At 47.9% G+C, this 16,071-nt stretch carries 11 protein-coding genes; 5 read left to right on the top strand and 6 right to left on the bottom strand.

Annotated features, from left to right (window positions below):
• Window positions 1-80: 80 nt before the first annotated feature.
• The 3 genes from ICC18_RS01355 to ICC18_RS01345 form a co-directional block, all read right to left on the bottom strand.
• Window positions 81-1,430, bottom strand: coding sequence for a type 2 periplasmic-binding domain-containing protein (locus tag ICC18_RS01355; RefSeq protein ID WP_223192245.1), 1,350 nt, complete (start codon window positions 1,428-1,430; stop codon window positions 81-83).
• Between the two features lie 228 nt (window positions 1,431-1,658).
• Entirely contained in the window at window positions 1,659-2,585 is a 927-nt protein-coding gene (locus ICC18_RS01350) for an ArsR/SmtB family transcription factor (protein WP_188172582.1), read from the bottom strand.
• 181 nt (window positions 2,586-2,766) lie between these two features.
• On the bottom strand, window positions 2,767-5,055 hold the full coding sequence (locus ICC18_RS01345) for a glycoside hydrolase family 183 protein (RefSeq protein WP_188172581.1): 2,289 nt from the start codon (window positions 5,053-5,055) through the stop codon (window positions 2,767-2,769).
• 200 nt (window positions 5,056-5,255) lie between these two features.
• Here ICC18_RS01345 and ICC18_RS01340 point away from each other — a divergent pair, with 200 nt between their 5' ends.
• The gene (locus ICC18_RS01340; protein WP_188172580.1) at window positions 5,256-5,591 is read left to right on the top strand and encodes a golvesin C-terminal-like domain-containing protein; all 336 of its coding nucleotides are present in this window, start codon (window positions 5,256-5,258) and stop codon (window positions 5,589-5,591) included.
• A 173-nt stretch (window positions 5,592-5,764) separates the two neighbouring features.
• Window positions 5,765-6,745 (top strand): aldo/keto reductase, encoded by a 981-nt coding sequence (locus ICC18_RS01335; protein ID WP_188172579.1) that lies wholly within the window; start codon window positions 5,765-5,767, stop codon window positions 6,743-6,745.
• A 405-nt stretch (window positions 6,746-7,150) separates the two neighbouring features.
• Here the strand turns inward: ICC18_RS01335 and ICC18_RS01330 are convergent, their stop codons facing one another.
• Window positions 7,151-7,612 carry an SRPBCC family protein gene (locus tag ICC18_RS01330; RefSeq protein ID WP_188172578.1) on the bottom strand — a complete coding sequence of 154 codons (462 nt, stop codon included), beginning with the start codon at window positions 7,610-7,612 and terminating at the stop codon, window positions 7,151-7,153.
• A 33-nt stretch (window positions 7,613-7,645) separates the two neighbouring features.
• Window positions 7,646-8,521, bottom strand: coding sequence for an MBL fold metallo-hydrolase (locus ICC18_RS01325; protein WP_188172577.1), 876 nt, complete (start codon window positions 8,519-8,521; stop codon window positions 7,646-7,648).
• A 201-nt stretch (window positions 8,522-8,722) separates the two neighbouring features.
• On the opposite strand from ICC18_RS01325, the gene ICC18_RS01320 reads away from it, so the two are divergent.
• From ICC18_RS01320 to ICC18_RS01310, 3 genes are all read left to right on the top strand, one after another.
• On the top strand, window positions 8,723-10,537 hold the full coding sequence (locus ICC18_RS01320) for a bifunctional metallophosphatase/5'-nucleotidase (RefSeq protein ID WP_188173185.1): 1,815 nt from the start codon (window positions 8,723-8,725) through the stop codon (window positions 10,535-10,537).
• A 142-nt stretch (window positions 10,538-10,679) separates the two neighbouring features.
• Entirely contained in the window at window positions 10,680-10,844 is a 165-nt protein-coding gene (locus tag ICC18_RS01315; RefSeq protein WP_188172576.1) for a hypothetical protein, read from the top strand.
• Window positions 10,845-11,376: 532 nt separating this feature from the next.
• Complete coding sequence (locus ICC18_RS01310; protein ID WP_312029463.1) at window positions 11,377-14,970, top strand: family 10 glycosylhydrolase; 3,594 nt, start codon at window positions 11,377-11,379, stop codon at window positions 14,968-14,970.
• A gap of 394 nt (window positions 14,971-15,364) precedes the next feature.
• Here ICC18_RS01310 and ICC18_RS01305 read toward each other — a convergent pair whose 3' ends face one another.
• Window positions 15,365-16,060 carry a YesU family protein gene (locus ICC18_RS01305; RefSeq protein WP_223192244.1) on the bottom strand — a complete coding sequence of 232 codons (696 nt, stop codon included), beginning with the start codon at window positions 16,058-16,060 and terminating at the stop codon, window positions 15,365-15,367.
• Between the last annotated feature and the right edge of the window lie 11 nt (window positions 16,061-16,071).

Here is a 16,071-nt window from a genome sequence, read left to right as displayed (position 1 = left end):
GCCGGTTCTCCCCTCGCTTTCTTGAACATAACAAGCTTGAAGCATGGTCACTTCAAGCTTGTTATGGCCGTAAAATTCGCTTATTTGGACATCGTCGTTTTTAGCTCGCCCTCAATTTTCTTGAATACGGCATCCGTCGCTGTTTTATTCAACCAGATTTCATCCAAATATTTTTTCAGGATATCGTTCTTCGGCCATGTTTTTTCGGATACCTTCGGGAAGACGACATCGCCGGCAACATTGGCATAGTCGCTGCGGTATTTCAAAGCCTTAAATTCCGGAGTATCGAGGACCGTTTTGTTCGCAGGAATATGACCTGCTTTGGCCCAAATCTGTCCGCCTTTTTCCGCCACATAATTGGCGAATGTCAATGCGGCTTCGCGTTTCTTCGGATCTTCTTTCGCCGTTACCGGCAGGATGATCGTATGGGAATCGCCCCATGTTTTCGTATTTCCGAAAATATTAGGAATCGGCATAGCGCCAAAATCAAGATCTTTGGTCGTTTCCCAAGTGCCCGTTGCCCACACGCCCGTCATCATGATAGCGCCTTTGCCACTTTGGAACGTTTTGTAGAAGTCAGGGTCCTGCGGTTTGATGACCTTGCTTGTATAATATAAGTCCTTGATGTAGTTCGCCGCTTTGATCGCTTTGTCCATATCAATTGACGGTGTTTTACCGTCATCGGCAATGACGTCATTGCCGCCTTGTTGAGAATAGAGTGCCCACCACAGACGATAAGGGTCATCGGCGTTGTTGGAGAAAGCGAAAGGGGTTACATCCTTAGGCAGCTTATCTTTCAATGTCGTCAAAAACTTCACGAATCCGTCTCCGCCCGGTTCAAGGGTCGGTTTGCCATCCGCGCTAAGCAATCCGGCAGTCTGCAAATGCTTTTTATTGTAATACATGATGAAAGGATGGGTGTCGATCGGAACCGCGTAATGCTTGCCGCCGACTGTAGCCGAGCTCAAAATATTGCTGTTGTAGTTGTCCCAATTGAGGTTAATGGCTTTACCCGTAGCATCTAACTCCGTTACGACGCCGGCCTTGATAAGTTCAGGCAATTTCGACGTGTGGGAAATCCCGATATCCGGCCCTTTGCCGCCTGAAACTCCCGTCACCAGCTTCGTATAATATTCCGCCCACTCCAGCTTGACGTTCTTGATCGTAATATTGTCTTGCGATTTATTGAATGAACTGATGATTTGATCCATGTATTCTCCGTCTCCGCCGGCAAACAGCGTCCAGAATACAAGTTCCGTTTTCTTCCCGCCCGTATTATCCGCTTTAGGCGTTTCTGCCGCTTGTTCTTTCTTTGGCGCTTCGCTGCCTGCCGGTGTTGAACTTGTACCCGCGTTACTCGAGCAGCCTGCCAAAAGGGATATTGCCATCGCCCCGCCAAGCATCGACGTTAATACTTTCTTTGTTTTCAAATCAATCGCTCCCTTTTTATCATTCAAGATACATAAAACAATAAAAGTGTATTACAACCATTTTTTTGTATCTTATAGGGATATAATAACGCTTACATCAAGTCATGTCAATTAATATTTTAATATTTTTGTAATACTAGAACATGATTAGATTATTAATACAGATATTTTGTATGTAAAGACGCAGCCACACAACAATCTTGTTGGTATGGCCATATTCTCTATCGTTTAAAACGTGTAGAACACCTTCATATTGATCCCCTGTTCGTAGTCGCCAAATTTGTTGCCGAAAATGTTAATCCCGCCTTTAAAAGTTGCGTCATCTTTTACACCAAGCCTTAGGTCTATAAAACTATGACTTTCTAACGCTAATTGATGTAAATTGACGGATGATACTTGAACATTATCGATTGCCGTCATATTGCCGTCCACACTCAAAGTTTTGAGGAGCCCGAATTGCGTCGAATTGTCCGGCCACCATTCCGGATTGAGCTTTCCTTTGCGTCCCCCGAAATCGCCGGGAGAGGTCCATGATCCGACATCAACGCCGTTCACCCAGAACGAAATGTCCGATGGCCAGTTATTGTCGTAGTTCGGCGCTTCCGAACAAATCTCAAGGCTGAACTGAACCGATTGAACTTTCGCTCCTTTCGGCAGTTCCAGAGGAAACCTGTAGTCGACAAACCCTTTTCGGAACCAAATAATTTGCGCTGATGAGCGGTCGGGATGGAAAAAGCCGGCGGGCGAATCCTCCTGGATAATCATTTTATCCGTATTGGCCATCCCGCAGGTCGGCGATACCTGGCAATTCGTAAAATAGCCGATGGGCATTTCAATCTCATAGCAGTTATTCGTCGGCTGCTTGTTATAGAACTGTGAATTTAAAACAATATGAATGTCATGATACGTCCGAGTACATACCTTCATTGCGCCGCGCGTTGCCGGCAGCAGCTCCGTTTCTATAAGCCGCGCCTTCTCCAGAATCTTCACATTGGAAGCAGCGGTGGATACAGGAATCTGAAGCGCTTCAGCAATTTCATTTATATTCAGTTTTTTTGTATTTAATAATTGGATGATATTCACCCTTAAATCCGTAGACAGCGCGTGTGCAACAAGGACTAGCTCTTCCGGATTTTCAATATTTAACTCTAGCATCGAGTTCACCCCAAATTTTTTGTATGAATACACATATCATATAACAAAATGGGGGTGCGCGTCCATGTAAAGGCTTTAGCGTGCAAAAAATGAGGGAGTACCCATGCCGGCGAAAAAAATAAGAGGCCTGCTAACCCTCTCCCTAGCAGAGAACTAGCAGACGCTCTTATAGGCACATTACCTATTTAGAAACAGTAAAATAATCAAAATCCGTCGTGAGATTTACATTGGACCACGTTTTAGACATCACGCCAACAGAGATAGGCGACGCATGAGGGTAGTAGTCGCTCGAGACGTTATTCCACGGATCTCCGGCATTCGCTTTGTAGTCGACGTAATATCGCTGACCGACCTTTCTCATTCTGAGAAATACCGAAGGATCGGTATAATTCGCGACGACGCCAAGGGCAGGATAGCCGGACCTGCTGAATTCCAATCCGTTCCCTTTTAACTGACCCCATATAAAATAATTGTTAGGGCCGAATTTGACGGTAAGTCCGGTATGAAAGTTGGTATTAGCCGAATACGTAAACAAGTTCAGCTTCGTTTCTATCGTCCAGTCCCCCGCTCCCATATCGGTCCTGGTCAATTTAGGGGAATTATCGACTGAAGTCCAATTATCGTAACTGGTTGTATTCGGCAGGCTCATCCTGAAATTTCCGTTTACAAAAGAGTTCGTCGGTCCTGCCAAAGGGGCGCTCCATGTCCATGCGCCTGCAAGCGAACCATCAAATGTATCTGTTGCCGTCGACGTGTAACGATCTGAGTAGTACACTTCCAACTCACTTATGGTCGTGAAATTGGCCGTTCCTCCTGGAGTACCTATAATTCTGACGCCGTCGCCCCACGTATCGTCAAAATTAAACGTATACGTTTTATACGGAGCCGATGTGCCATCGCTGGGGTAATCCGGCGTTGCCGACAGGCCTGCAACATCGACCCAATTGAAGTTTTGTCGGACTTGAACTTTAACTCCGCTGCCGAACCAGCCGCCGTCCGGGAACGAATTTCCTGTCGTATAGACGACCTTATTCATGTTATAAGGACGCCCCCACGTATAGCCCCAATAGCTTTCCGTTTTGGCTTCTCCATTCCAATCATCGGCGTTCACATTTTTAACGCCGTCATTCAGCGCCCATGGATTGCCTTGGTGGAAGCTGGCTTTCGCAATCGGCGTTTTGTTTTCTCCGCTGACTGCGAGATTATTCGTACTGCTTTTGGCATTATTAGGTGTCAGACTTGCGTTATAAGGAGTTACAAACAATTGGCGCAATGAAAATTTATAATTATTCACCGGACCTTCGAACGTATTCGCATTAAACCACATTCTTTTCCCGTCCGCACTAATGTATTTAGACGGCATTACGGTTGTATAGCCTCCGTTTTTGGCGGTTGTCCAAGGTGAATTGTAAGGGCCTAAATCTTTGGAAAGGAATTTTTTCCACGGTCCCCAAGGCGCAGGCGCTTCGTAAAACTCAAAGGTATATTCTGTCCAGGAAAGATAAATAAATCTGTTCAAAGCGCGGTTATAGGTTACGCTGCCCTGAGAAATCTTGGTCATATCTTTAATATCGCCGCCAGGGAATCCGGCGTTTGTATTCGAGTACGCCCTTGAATCATCCTGCAGAACAGGCTTCTTTGAAGCTATGCTGCCAAAAGCCGACCAGGATTCTGCGCCTCCGCTCAATCCCCCAGTCCAAAACTGCCATTTGGAAAGATCCTGCACATTGTCTGTAGCTAAAATTCTCGCTAAATACAGCTTGGTTGGATCAGGTACCGTGTTGCTGAACGAATCGCGCCAGTTGTAGTCCATGCCGTAAGCGTAAATATAATCATCTATGGTCGAGTTCGGATCATTATCTACCCCGTCCTTCCCCCAATCCAGAAATATGATCGTCGTAAAAACATTGTTCGAAAACATAGGAGACGTATTATTATAGGTCCAAGTAACGCCTTTGTCCGTTGATTTTAATATCGTCGCATTCGGGGCGTCATTGAATGTCGGACCGTAAAATTTGGCGCCGGGGCACCGATTCAAATCTTGTACGGCCATCCATAATGTGCCGCCACGGGAGGTTAGTCCTGTCGGTTTGCGATTATAAGTTGCCGTACCGTCCGGGCACGTCGACGAATTCCACACTTTTCCCATACCGGCGCTTATCCGGTTGCCGACCAGATTTCGGCTGTCCGGATGTCCGCTGGTAATTCTGTTAAAGACGATATCTTGCCAGCCTTGATTGGTCCATCCCCATCCATCACCGTTAGCCAAATAAAGATAATCGTCATTCGACCAGGCGGACGGCCATAGATCGCCATCGCTATTTGTATTATAAATGCTGCCTTCCTCAACAAACGCTGTAGAAAAAAACGTGCTTTCTTCAGGTACAACGGCATGAGCCTGGTTATTTGTAAGCGTTATCACAAAAAGCGAAAAACAAAGACTCGTCAGCCATACTTTTAGATGTTTCATCAAATGCCTCTCCTTTTCAATCCATATGGGCAACAACAATGTTTGAAGGCACGCGTCAAGAACGCTTATTACTTACTCCCTATCTCTCAACAACCAGCATCCCCTCCTTCCTATTATTTCTACAGTGAAGAAGGCTTCTCCCTTTATCTATGTACTTTCACAATAAACGAAGGGCCTCTCTTATTTAAGGGGGAAATATTTTGTATGGGGAGATTATTTTCAGAACACGTGTCTTCAAACGAAAAAAAATCAGCGACAGTGCATGGTTCCAGGCGAACATTCCGGCGGCCGGAACTTATGACGTTTATGCATGTTGGCCTTCGAACAGCGGTTACAATACGTCGACCCCGTTCATCGTCAGCACCTCTACCGGCAATCAGACGGTATATGCGAATCAGACGCTTAACGGAGGGAAATGGAATTTGCTCGGCACCTTTACTTTGAATAGCGGCGCTTATAACGTCGTCGGCGTTTCCCGCTGGACCAGCGGTACCGCTTATGTCATGGCCGACGCCATAAAGATCGTGTCTCATTGATTGGAATGAATGTTAAACAACCCGAAGCGATAAGCTCCGGGTTATCCCGCTTACTTTAGGGTAAGTAGATAACTCCCGGCTTACTATGTAAAGGAAAAGTGCGTACTTCTGAAGCTACACGGAATCCGTTATGATGATGTTGGAGATATGACATAGAATTGGAGGCGATTGTGATGAAATACAGTTACTTGGGACGTTCCGGCTTAAAAGTAAGCAAATTGTGCCTTGGAACGATGAATTTCGGCGTGGATACCGAAGAAAAAGAAGCTTTTCGAATCATGGATGCCGCCCTGGATGCCGGGATCAATTTTTTCGATACGGCCAATATTTACGGCTGGGGTGAAAATGCGGGTCGTACCGAGGAAATTATCGGTCGATGGTTCGCCCAAGGCGGCGGTCGCAGAGACAAAACCGTCCTGGCTACCAAGTTCTATGGAGACATGCATGATAAAAACGACGGACCGAACCGGGAAGGCGGTTTATCCGCATACAAGCTTCGCCGTCATTTGGATGCATCGTTGCAACGTCTTCAAACCGATCATATTGAGCTTTATCAAATGCACCACGTGGATCGGAATGTGTCATGGGAGGAGCTCTGGGAAGCTTTTCAAGTTCCGGTGTACCAAGGAAAGATCGGTTACGTCGGCTCAAGCAACTTTGCGGGTCGCGATTTGGTGAAAGCGCAATACGAAGCCAAAGCCCGCCATCTGCTCGGTCTCGTATCCGAACAGCACAAATACAGCTTGCTGTGCAGGCTGCCCGAACTTGAAGTGCTGCCGGCCGCGGAAGAGCTGGGCATTGGCGTCATCGCCTGGAGTCCGCTGGATGGCGGCCTGCTTGGCGGTTATGCACTTAAACCGGCCCCAGGCTCCAAGCGGGCGAGCAACCCGGAAAGGGCAGAGAAACATCGCGCGAAGCTCGAAGCATTCTCTGCATTATGTAAAGAGCTTGGTGAAAGCGAAGCTAATGTAGCATTGGCATGGACGCTGGCCCACCCTGCAATGACTGCACCGATTATTGGGCCGCGTACGCTGGAACAATTACAAAATTCACTTCGTGCCATAGAAATCGAGTTGGATGAATCCACGTTGGAGAAGTTAGATGAAATTTTCCCTGGTCCTGGCGGAGAAGCTCCACGGGCATATGCTTGGTAGTAGCAAAAAGCCATTTTATCCGAGGTCGGATAGAATGGCTTTTTCGTTAACATTATGTGAGTTTCCGGGGTTGTCGAAATTACTTGTTTGGGGATGATCGACATACAGCGGTACGAAAAGATCGGCCGAAGATACGCATATTGGGAACAACGACCACTGTTCGCTAACAATGACATTCTGGACGCTAAATCGAGCAGGTAACACGTAAATGAGAGCATAGCGACCCAATGGCGCAAATTTACGAACAAAGTTTGAGAATTTGCGCCATTGGGTCGCTGAAGCCCTGTTTTGGCCCCCTCACCATTGGTTAACGTCCAAATGTTCTCAAAATAACGACTCTGTTCGTTATTCAAGCCATTTACGCAGGATCAGATCAGCGCTTGAGTGCGGCCCTGACATCCGTCATTAAAACCAAGCACTTTGTTCAGCTATCCTCTTCATATACAAGTTCCGCTTCATTAAGAACTCCCTCATATACTGCTCCAGAAAAAGCTTGTCAGCCAGCTTTCCCAGCAACCCCAAGGGCGAAATATAGTCGAACTCATCTACCATCCATGTTCCGCCATGATGCGGAGTAAATGTATGGCAATGCCAAAATCGTTTAAAAGCCCCTTCCACCTGTTCATCCACAAAGAAATGCGGGTAATCCATTTCCGTTATCTTAGCTGTAAGATGCTGCTTGATGCCAAAATGAATGGCCTCCCACGTTACGGATTGGCCTAATTCGATAAGTCCGCTGGTAACCCCGCCGATAGCTTTTTCTTTAGTCTGTGAGGTAGATTGCGTATGAATATCTATGTTCCTCGCCAAATCAAAACAAATTTCAATAGGAGCTTTAATATACAATTCTGATTTAATAATTGGCATTGAACCCAACCTCTGAAATTAATAATAACTACTTCACTCCTGCAAAAACGCTTTCGGAGACACATAAACAAAACGTTCTCCTCTTGCTAACACGTGACATTTCGGCCGCGCATGTTTTTCGTTCAGCTCATCTACAAAATTCCCCGGTCGTTCCGCATTCCCCGCAAAAGTGTCATAATGCAGCGGGATCACCGCATCAACTCCAATGTTCGCTGCTAGTTCCGCGGCTTCCCGGTAATTCATATTGCCCACGATTCCCCGCTTCGTCCGAAAATAATCGCGGCCGTTAATGGGCAGCAAGGCCAGATCAATTTCTTGATGACGCAGCCATTCCGTAAGTCCGTCATACACGAGCGTATCCCCGGCGTGATAGATTTTCACACCATTTAACTCCAATACATAGCCCACATAACGATGCTGTCCCAGGCTATTAACTTCCAGCTCTTCATGCGCCGCTGGAACCGCTCGGATTTTTATTTTCGAATCAAAAAAGGATAAGGCTTGTTCCGTATCGGCATCCACCGTTTTCATAGGATCGAATCCAATTTGTAATAGTTTTTCCCTGCACCAGGCTGGAGCCATGATGAGAGATGATTGATTTTGCTTGGCAATTAAGCGCAGCGTGCCGGGGTCCAGATGGTCTTCATGCTCATGTGTGATCAGACACATATCCGCATTTGTAATATGTTCCGGAGCGGTAGGCGGCTCATACAGCCGAACGATCCCTTGCGTTTTCTCAAGCTCGTCGGAGACGAAAGGATCGATGTAAATCGTAATTCCATCGCCCTTCAGTATCACGCTTTCTTGACCCAAAAACCAGATGCCTGCCGTTCCATATGGGACCTGCGTGTTGTTGATTTCTTGAATTAACGGATGCCCGCTGATTTGACGACGATTTTGTTCAATCATCCATATCCCTCCTATGCGTATGTTCAATGCTATAACTATATCGCAAATGAAAGCTTTTACAAATACTTAATCCCACCTTAACTCTACCAAAATATCCCTTTTCTATTATATGATTAATGTTGAATCCATAGAGAAGGAGTGAATGTTTTGACAATCCGTAAAATCAGCAGCCTTATCGTCACAGGAGCCGTCGTCTCCGCCATGCTTGCAGGAGGTGCGCTGGCAGCGCCGGTCCACCCGGTAACACACACGGAATGGATGCAGAAAAAGAGGTTCATCGAAGGTGATTTGGGAGGCAATCTTGCTCTCGATCGTCCCGTTACGATCGCTGAAGCAGCCACTGTTCTGGCCAGGTTAAAAGGCGTAACCAGTTGGTCCATCGATGCTTCATCGCATTGGGCATCGGTTCCTTTAAGCGGTGCTACCAAGTTCGGCGTTACCGCAGATGAAGTTAAGTCACCGGATAAACCCGTATCATCCGCACGTCTTATCGACATTTTCGGTCAAGCCGGTTACAAGCTGCAGCTTGCGGATGCCTCCACTGTCAACCGTGCAGATTTTTTCCAAGCTATCGGAGATGCGGCTACCTTGCATATTACAATCGGCCATACAAACGACGTACACGGTCATATTGAGGAAAACAAATCGAACAAGGAGTTCGGCTATGCCAAAATGGCAACACTGATCAAGCAGTGGCGCAGTGAAAATCCGAACTTTCTACTGATGGATGCGGGCGATACGTTCCAAGGCACGGTTTTCGTCAATCAGTTTAAGGGCGAATCGATTGTCCCGATCCTGAATTATTTGGATTATAATACAATGGCTGCCGGCAATCACGAGTTCGACTTCGGCTATCAACAACTGCTCAAGCTGCGCGACATGCTGGAATATCCGGTTATCAACGCCAACGTCTTCAAGCAGGACGGCACCGAGCTTCTCCCTCCTGTCTATTATGCGGAAATCGGCGGCAAAAAGTTTGCTTTCCTCGGCTTCGTAACGGAGGAAACGCCAATCTTGACGCACCCCGATAACGTAAAAGGACTGACATTTAAAAGTCCTGTCGAAGTCGCCAAACAACTCGTACCCGAGCTGAAAAAGAAAGCCGACCATGTCGTCGTCGTCTCCCACGTTGGCATCGAAACCGACCGCGAAATTGCGAAAAACGTGCCTGGCATCGACCTGATCATCGGCGGCCATTCCCACTCCCCGCTTCGTACGCCTGAACAGGTCAACGGCACTTATATCGTACAGGATTGGGAATACGGCAAATCACTGGGACGCGCTGATCTTTATTATCTGGGGAATGAACTGGTGAACTTCTCCGGCGGACTGCTTGAATACGACGAGAAGGTGCAGGAAGATCCGGAAATAGCAAAAATGGTGAAGAGCATCGTTGCGGACATTGACAAGGCGCTGAACGTCGTCATTGCCAAAACCGATGTCGATCTGGACGGCGACCGCAACTTCGTGCGCAAACGCGAAACGAACCTCGGCAACTTCATCACCGATACGATGATCGAGCGTTCCAAAAAAATTGACGGCTATGCGGCCGATGTTGCGCTGACGAACGGCGGCGGTATCCGCACGCAAGTGAAAAAAGGCGACATTACGAAAAAAGCGCTCTACGATGTGCTGCCGTTCCCGAATACGGTCGTTATCCTCGAAGTGAAAGGCTCTGAACTGAAAGCTGCGCTTGAGAACGGCGTCAGTCAGGTCGAAAGCGGCGGCGGAAGGTTCCCGCAAATCAGCGGTATGTCTTTCAGCTACAATCCGACGAAGCCTGCCGGTCAGCGCGTCGTTGAAGTGAAGGTTGGCGGCAAAGTGCTTGATTCCGATCAAACTTACCGATTGGCTACGAACGACTTTGTGGCCGCAGGCGGTGACGGCTATGCGATGTTCAAAGACAAAAAAGCGCTGAACACGGGCATTACGCTGTACGAGCTCATAGAAGAAGCGCTGATCGCTCGCAAGTCCATCAATCCGACTACGGAAGGCCGTATCGTAGAAGTGAAATAATGTTTAGGAAAATGAACAGCCTTTGCACGCGAATAGCGGCAAAGGCTGTTTTCAGTTAACCCTGCGACACCCTCATTCGTGAACATAATTACGAAAAATATACGTAATGATGTTGTTCAAAAAACGATGGAGGGGGCTTCAGATGTTGGCCGCTACTGAGGAAACTAAGATCACATGCGGAGATATTGACCGGATGATCGCCGAGATCGATGAAGGCTGGGAAGAGTTGACCAGCATCGGCATGTCATGTCGGGTTATTTGGGAAGATCTGGTCAGGTTATCGCAAGTTTTGAATGAAGAACTTTAAACAGAGCTCAACAGCCTTCACCGCTCCAGATGGAGTAGCTGAGGGCTGTTTTTGTGACATAGCTTCTCCCCCTCAACCAACGTTGTCACCATAACTGAAAAAAATAGTGCTCCATTCCTTAACCAACATCGGCGCAGTTAAGTGCAAAAAGTGCCGTAATTTTGCGAGTTCTCGCCAAAAAGAGGCGTTTACATGCATATCGTGCATGTAAATTCATCACAATGGTCCGTGCACAGGCGCTTGGGCTATTTTAACGGCATGTTTTGCAGGATGATGGTCTGCTAAACGTTTACAGCTGGAAAAACAGGCACTTTATGCATGTTTATGGGCATTTATCGCCATTGGGATTCTTGTGGGATTTCTGAAATAAAATTTTAATAACTGTATTGATTTTCGTAATAAAACTCTATAATCTAAAAATGAACCATTCCAAGCTTTACCAGTCCTGAACGAACGATAAGGAGGAGATGAGTCAAGAACTTAGAGTCCGGCTGTTGAAAGCGGTTTAATTCTATTTGGAGGAAGTGATTAGGTGGCAACTCGTTCACGAAAGAAAGCCAGATTGATTCCTTTTCTTACAGCACTAATCTTCTTTACAAGTACATTCATTTCAGGATTTAGCCATGAATCACCTACCGCATATGCCGATTCCGTGGCCGAAATCAATGCGGCAAGTTCGCCGGCTTACGCGAATGTGGAAAACTTTGAACAAACAACGAATCTATCTGCGTCTTCTGCACAAGCCAAGTCCGTCAGTATCGGCCTGATCAGCAGGCCGGAGACGATCTATTATGGTTATCACGCTGTAAAATTAGCCTACGACTTCACGGGAATGACGGGTACGTCAGCGGCGTATATCAATTTCAAAGACCCGAGCGGAACTGCCGGGCGCACACTGCAAGGCGTTCCGAAAAAGCTGGGGGTATGGGTTTTCGGCGACGGAAATAACCATTGGTTGCGCGCTCAATTGCAGGATGCGACAGGAACGAAAACGGCTGTTGATTTCACGAGCAGCAACGGACTTAACTGGACCGGTTGGAAATATGTCACCATTGCTGTCCCGAGCACCCTCAAAGCTCCTCTTAAGATCAATCAAATTTATGTCGTAGAAACGAAGGAAAATAACAAAAACAGCGGTGTGTTGTATTTTGACCAGTTGAATGCGTTCTATTCGGATTCAACCGTTTTTGGTCTCGATGTGGTAGGCCTACCGCCGATGCAAGTCGGGGATACGAAGCAAGCTGCCGTAAACGCTACGTATCAGAACAGCACCGAGCCGGTTCCGGTCTTAAGCGGGATCACGTATCGAAGCAGCGATGAACGGATCGCGACCATCGATGCCGGCGGAACCGTCCGGGCGCTGCAAGCAGGTACGGTAACGATAGCCGCAGCATACGGCAATGCACCTGAAGCTGCGTATACGTTGACGGTCACGGCAGAAGCGCCGATCCCCCAAAAACTGGAGCTTTCAGCGCTATCCAAGCTCGAAACCGGCGCGACTAACCGGCTAAGAGTATACGCTACATACAGCGGAGCCGCAGATCCGGTTACCATTGCGAGCGGAGCCGCATTCCAGTGCAGCAGCCCTGACATTGCGACTGTCGATGCCTCCGGACTTATTAAAGCCGTGAAGCCCGGTACGACGACGATCACTGCTTCCTATAGCGGCGTCTCCTTACAATACGTGCTCACTGTAACGAATCCGGTCCCGGTATTGCAATCGATCGCGCTCACCGGCCTGAAGGCGATGACCGTCGGCGAGTCGAGGCAAACGAAAGTGTTCGGCACCTACACATGGCTGCCCGAATCGGTCGAACTGACTAGCGGCGTTACTTTCATAAGCAGCAACCCTGGTATCGCTTCCGTCAGCGCAAGCGGGACGGTAACGGCTTTGCAGATGGGAACCTCACGAATTACGGTAACTTACGGGGGGAAATCCAACGATTTTTACTTGGTGGTGAACAAAGTGGCGACTGTGCCGAAGCGAGAGCTGAGAGCAGCCTGGATTGCTACCGTCGATAATATCGACTGGCCGAAAAAAGGCGTTGTTGAAGCGGAAGCGCAAAAACGCGAGTTTATCGAGCTGTTGGATGTTCTGCAAGAAGCCGGCATGAATGCGGTCATCGTGCAGGTGAAGCCGACTGCAGATGCCTTTTATCCTTCAGCATACGCTCCATGGTCGGAATGGCTAACGGGACAACAAGGCAAAGACCCGGGCTATAATCCTCTAGCCTTCATGCTTGAGGAAGTTCACAAGCGGAATATGGAGTTTCATGCCTGGTTCAACCCTTATCGGATCAGCCTGCAGGATCGTATTGATAAGCTTGTGCCCAATCATCCGGCGAGACTGCATCCGGATTGGGTCGTTACATACGGCGGCAAGCTTTACTTCAATCCGGGGATTCCGGAAGCGAAGCAGTTCATTACAGACAGCATCATGGAAGTGGTGAAAAATTACGATATCGACGCCGTACATTTTGACGATTATTTTTATCCGTACCCGGTTACCGGCGTGGATTTCCCCGATCAGGAAGCCTATTCGAAGTACGGCTCCTCCTTCCCGAACAAAGGCGATTGGAGACGCAGCAATGTCAACGCGTTCGTTCAGGAGATGAATGCGGCCATTAAACAAGAGAAAAGCTGGGTCAAATTCGGGATTAGTCCATTCGGGATCTGGAAAAACAAAAACCAAGATCCTTCCGGCTCCGATACGAACGGACTGAGCAGCTACGACGCCATCTACGCGGATACGAAAAAATGGGTTGATCAAGCATGGATCGATTATGTTGCGCCGCAAATTTACTGGTATATGGGCTATTCACCGGCATCCTACGATAAGCTGATCGAGTGGTGGAGCGGTGTGACGGCCGGGAAAAATGTCCACCTATACAGCGGTCAGGCGGTCTATCGGATCGGATCGGCCGATCCGGCGTGGCAAAACCCCGACGAAATGCCGAACCAAGTCGCTTATAACCGAAACTTTAACAACGTGCATGGCAGCATATTTTTCAGCTCTATATGGTTTAAGTCCAATCCTCTCGGGTTCACGGACCGATTAAAAACCGACTTTTACAGGTACCCGGCTTTAGTTCCTGCAATGCCTTGGCTGGATCAGGCTGCACCTGATGCGCCGGTCTTGGCATCCGCCGTCCGAAAAGCATCAGGCATCGAGGTTACATGGAAAAATGACGAGCAAAGTGACACAGCCTACTATGTAATTTATCGTTTTGACGGAGCGGCTGCCCAAGGTCTTCAGGATCCCACTCCTATTATCGCCAAAGTCCGCAAGCAGTCAGGCACCGATCTTACTTACGTAGATAAGACTGCTACGGATGGAAACATATATACGTACGTCGTAACGGCGATTGACCGGATTCATAATGAAAGTGCCGCCAGCAATTCCATTACGATGACCAACATTCTCGATGTAACGCCGCCTGTCTCGGCAGCTGCAATCGAAGGAACTCAAAATAACGGTTGGTACGTGTCGGAAGTTCGCGTCCAGCTATCGGCAAACGACGATCTGACGGGTGTGAAGCAAACCGAATTCAGCACGGATAACGGCTCAACCTGGAATTTATACGTATCGCCAATCTCTCTGTCGGCCGATGGCGTTCATACACTGCTGTACCGTTCTACGGATAACGCGGGCAATGTTGAGCAACCGCAAACGGCCCAAATCCCGATAGATCGGACGGCACCGACCATTCAAATTAATGGGGCGATGACCTACACCGTTGATCAGACAGTATCGATCACCTGCACTGCAGCAGATACCGTATCCGGTATCGTCTATAACCCGTGTGCACAGCCGCTCGTTAGTGCTCCGGCATATCAATTGGAGCTCGGTACTCACGATGTCACGGTTCAAGTCACGGATCGTGCAGGCAACACAGGAACCCGTTCTGAATCTTATACTGTGCAAGTTACTGAGAACAGTATCGCAAGCCTGATCGGGGAGTTCGTCACTGGACCCGGTGAACAAGGAATCGAGAATTCACTGCTGAAGAAGCTGGAACACCGGCAGACTGACGCACTTATTCATGAAATCAACGCTCAAACAGGCAACCGAATTACAGCGGAGCAAGCGGGTATTCTGATTAAATGGATTCAAGCTCTTCAATAATTTCATTGGCTGTAAAATATAACGGTTGAACAGAATCAGCTCTCAACAGATTCTGTTCAACCGTTTTTATTATCTCGTCCTTTTTTGATAAGGTGAGTAGCTGTAGTACGATTTCACCCAATTATGTATAACTGGTGAGAAAAATAGCTGATGCAGTCCTATTTTACCTACTTAAGACGACTTTACCGAACGTGCGATCGCACAAACTATGTTACAATTTGGTAAAATCGGACTACAGGCATTTGGGCTGATACAGCTTTCTCCGCAAATGGGCATTTTCGGACTACAAATATTCTTTCTGCAGCAGCTTTCTTCGCATTAGGCGTTTTCGGACAGCAGTGGGACTGGTTATTAAAAATAAAAGAAGGGATGCCTCAGCACCCCCTCTGTGCGTCTATCTTACATTTATTTTTCTTACACTCTCTACCTTCAAGTTCCGATACTCTGCAATGAGTGGCGCCATTTGGCGAAACCCGATGCGCCCTTTTTGCAGGATAGGACCGTAAGTCGTGCCGTCATCTTTCCACTTCAAAACGGAAAGATCGTTGATAGAGAATAATACTTCCCCTTGATTGACAAGTAACCGCATGCGATATGGTCCTCGCGCGTCCATCACGGACGGCAGTGGATCGGCCCCCTGCGCGGTCAAATGAAAGCCGTAGCTTTTTCTTAAGTTACACGTATGAAAGCTTCGTTCTTCCTCCCATAATCGGCGGTAATAGGAAATGTGATAAGCGTCAATGTCTCCATGATGATATTGGTCATAGACGCCAACCCGCTGTTCAAGTCCAGGATCGAACATGTCGATGCCGTTTCGCCCTGCCGCACAAAAAAACAGGATGCAAAGCCCGGGCTCCTTAACCGGCCAAAACTCCCAGCTTACCGATATACCGTCCGGAAACGTCTCCGGACACCAAAGCACAAAATTGGCTTTCTGCCCCTCCCCGGCATCCAATGCATTTTCCATGCGCATTCTCCCTTGCGGGAACGATATATTTGCGCTACCTTCCAATCGAAAATCCGCAATATCCTCCGGTGACGTAAGCGCATTCTCATAAAGCGTCTCTACAATTTCATATTCAGCGGGCAAATCGTCCACCT

The organism is Paenibacillus sedimenti, from assembly GCF_014534655.1.
Classification (GTDB): Bacteria; Bacillota; Bacilli; order Paenibacillales; family NBRC-103111; genus Paenibacillus_E; species Paenibacillus_E sedimenti.
This window is presented reverse-complemented; position numbering and strand designations above follow the sequence as displayed.

What these genes read in the sequence shown, in the direction of transcription:
- ICC18_RS01320 (WP_188173185.1), top strand. Translation starts at nt 8,723, where the DNA reads ATGCTTGCAGGAGGTGCGCTGGCAGCGCCGGTCCACCCGGTAACACAC.
- ICC18_RS01330 (WP_188172578.1), bottom strand. Translation starts at nt 7,612, where the DNA reads ATGCCAATTATTAAATCAGAATTGTATATTAAAGCTCCTATTGAAATT.
- ICC18_RS01345 (WP_188172581.1), bottom strand. Translation starts at nt 5,055, where the DNA reads ATGAAACATCTAAAAGTATGGCTGACGAGTCTTTGTTTTTCGCTTTTT.
- ICC18_RS01335 (WP_188172579.1), top strand. Translation starts at nt 5,765, where the DNA reads ATGAAATACAGTTACTTGGGACGTTCCGGCTTAAAAGTAAGCAAATTG.
- ICC18_RS01325 (WP_188172577.1), bottom strand. Translation starts at nt 8,521, where the DNA reads ATGATTGAACAAAATCGTCGTCAAATCAGCGGGCATCCGTTAATTCAA.
- ICC18_RS01350 (WP_188172582.1), bottom strand. Translation starts at nt 2,585, where the DNA reads ATGCTAGAGTTAAATATTGAAAATCCGGAAGAGCTAGTCCTTGTTGCA.
- ICC18_RS01315 (WP_188172576.1), top strand. Translation starts at nt 10,680, where the DNA reads ATGTTGGCCGCTACTGAGGAAACTAAGATCACATGCGGAGATATTGAC.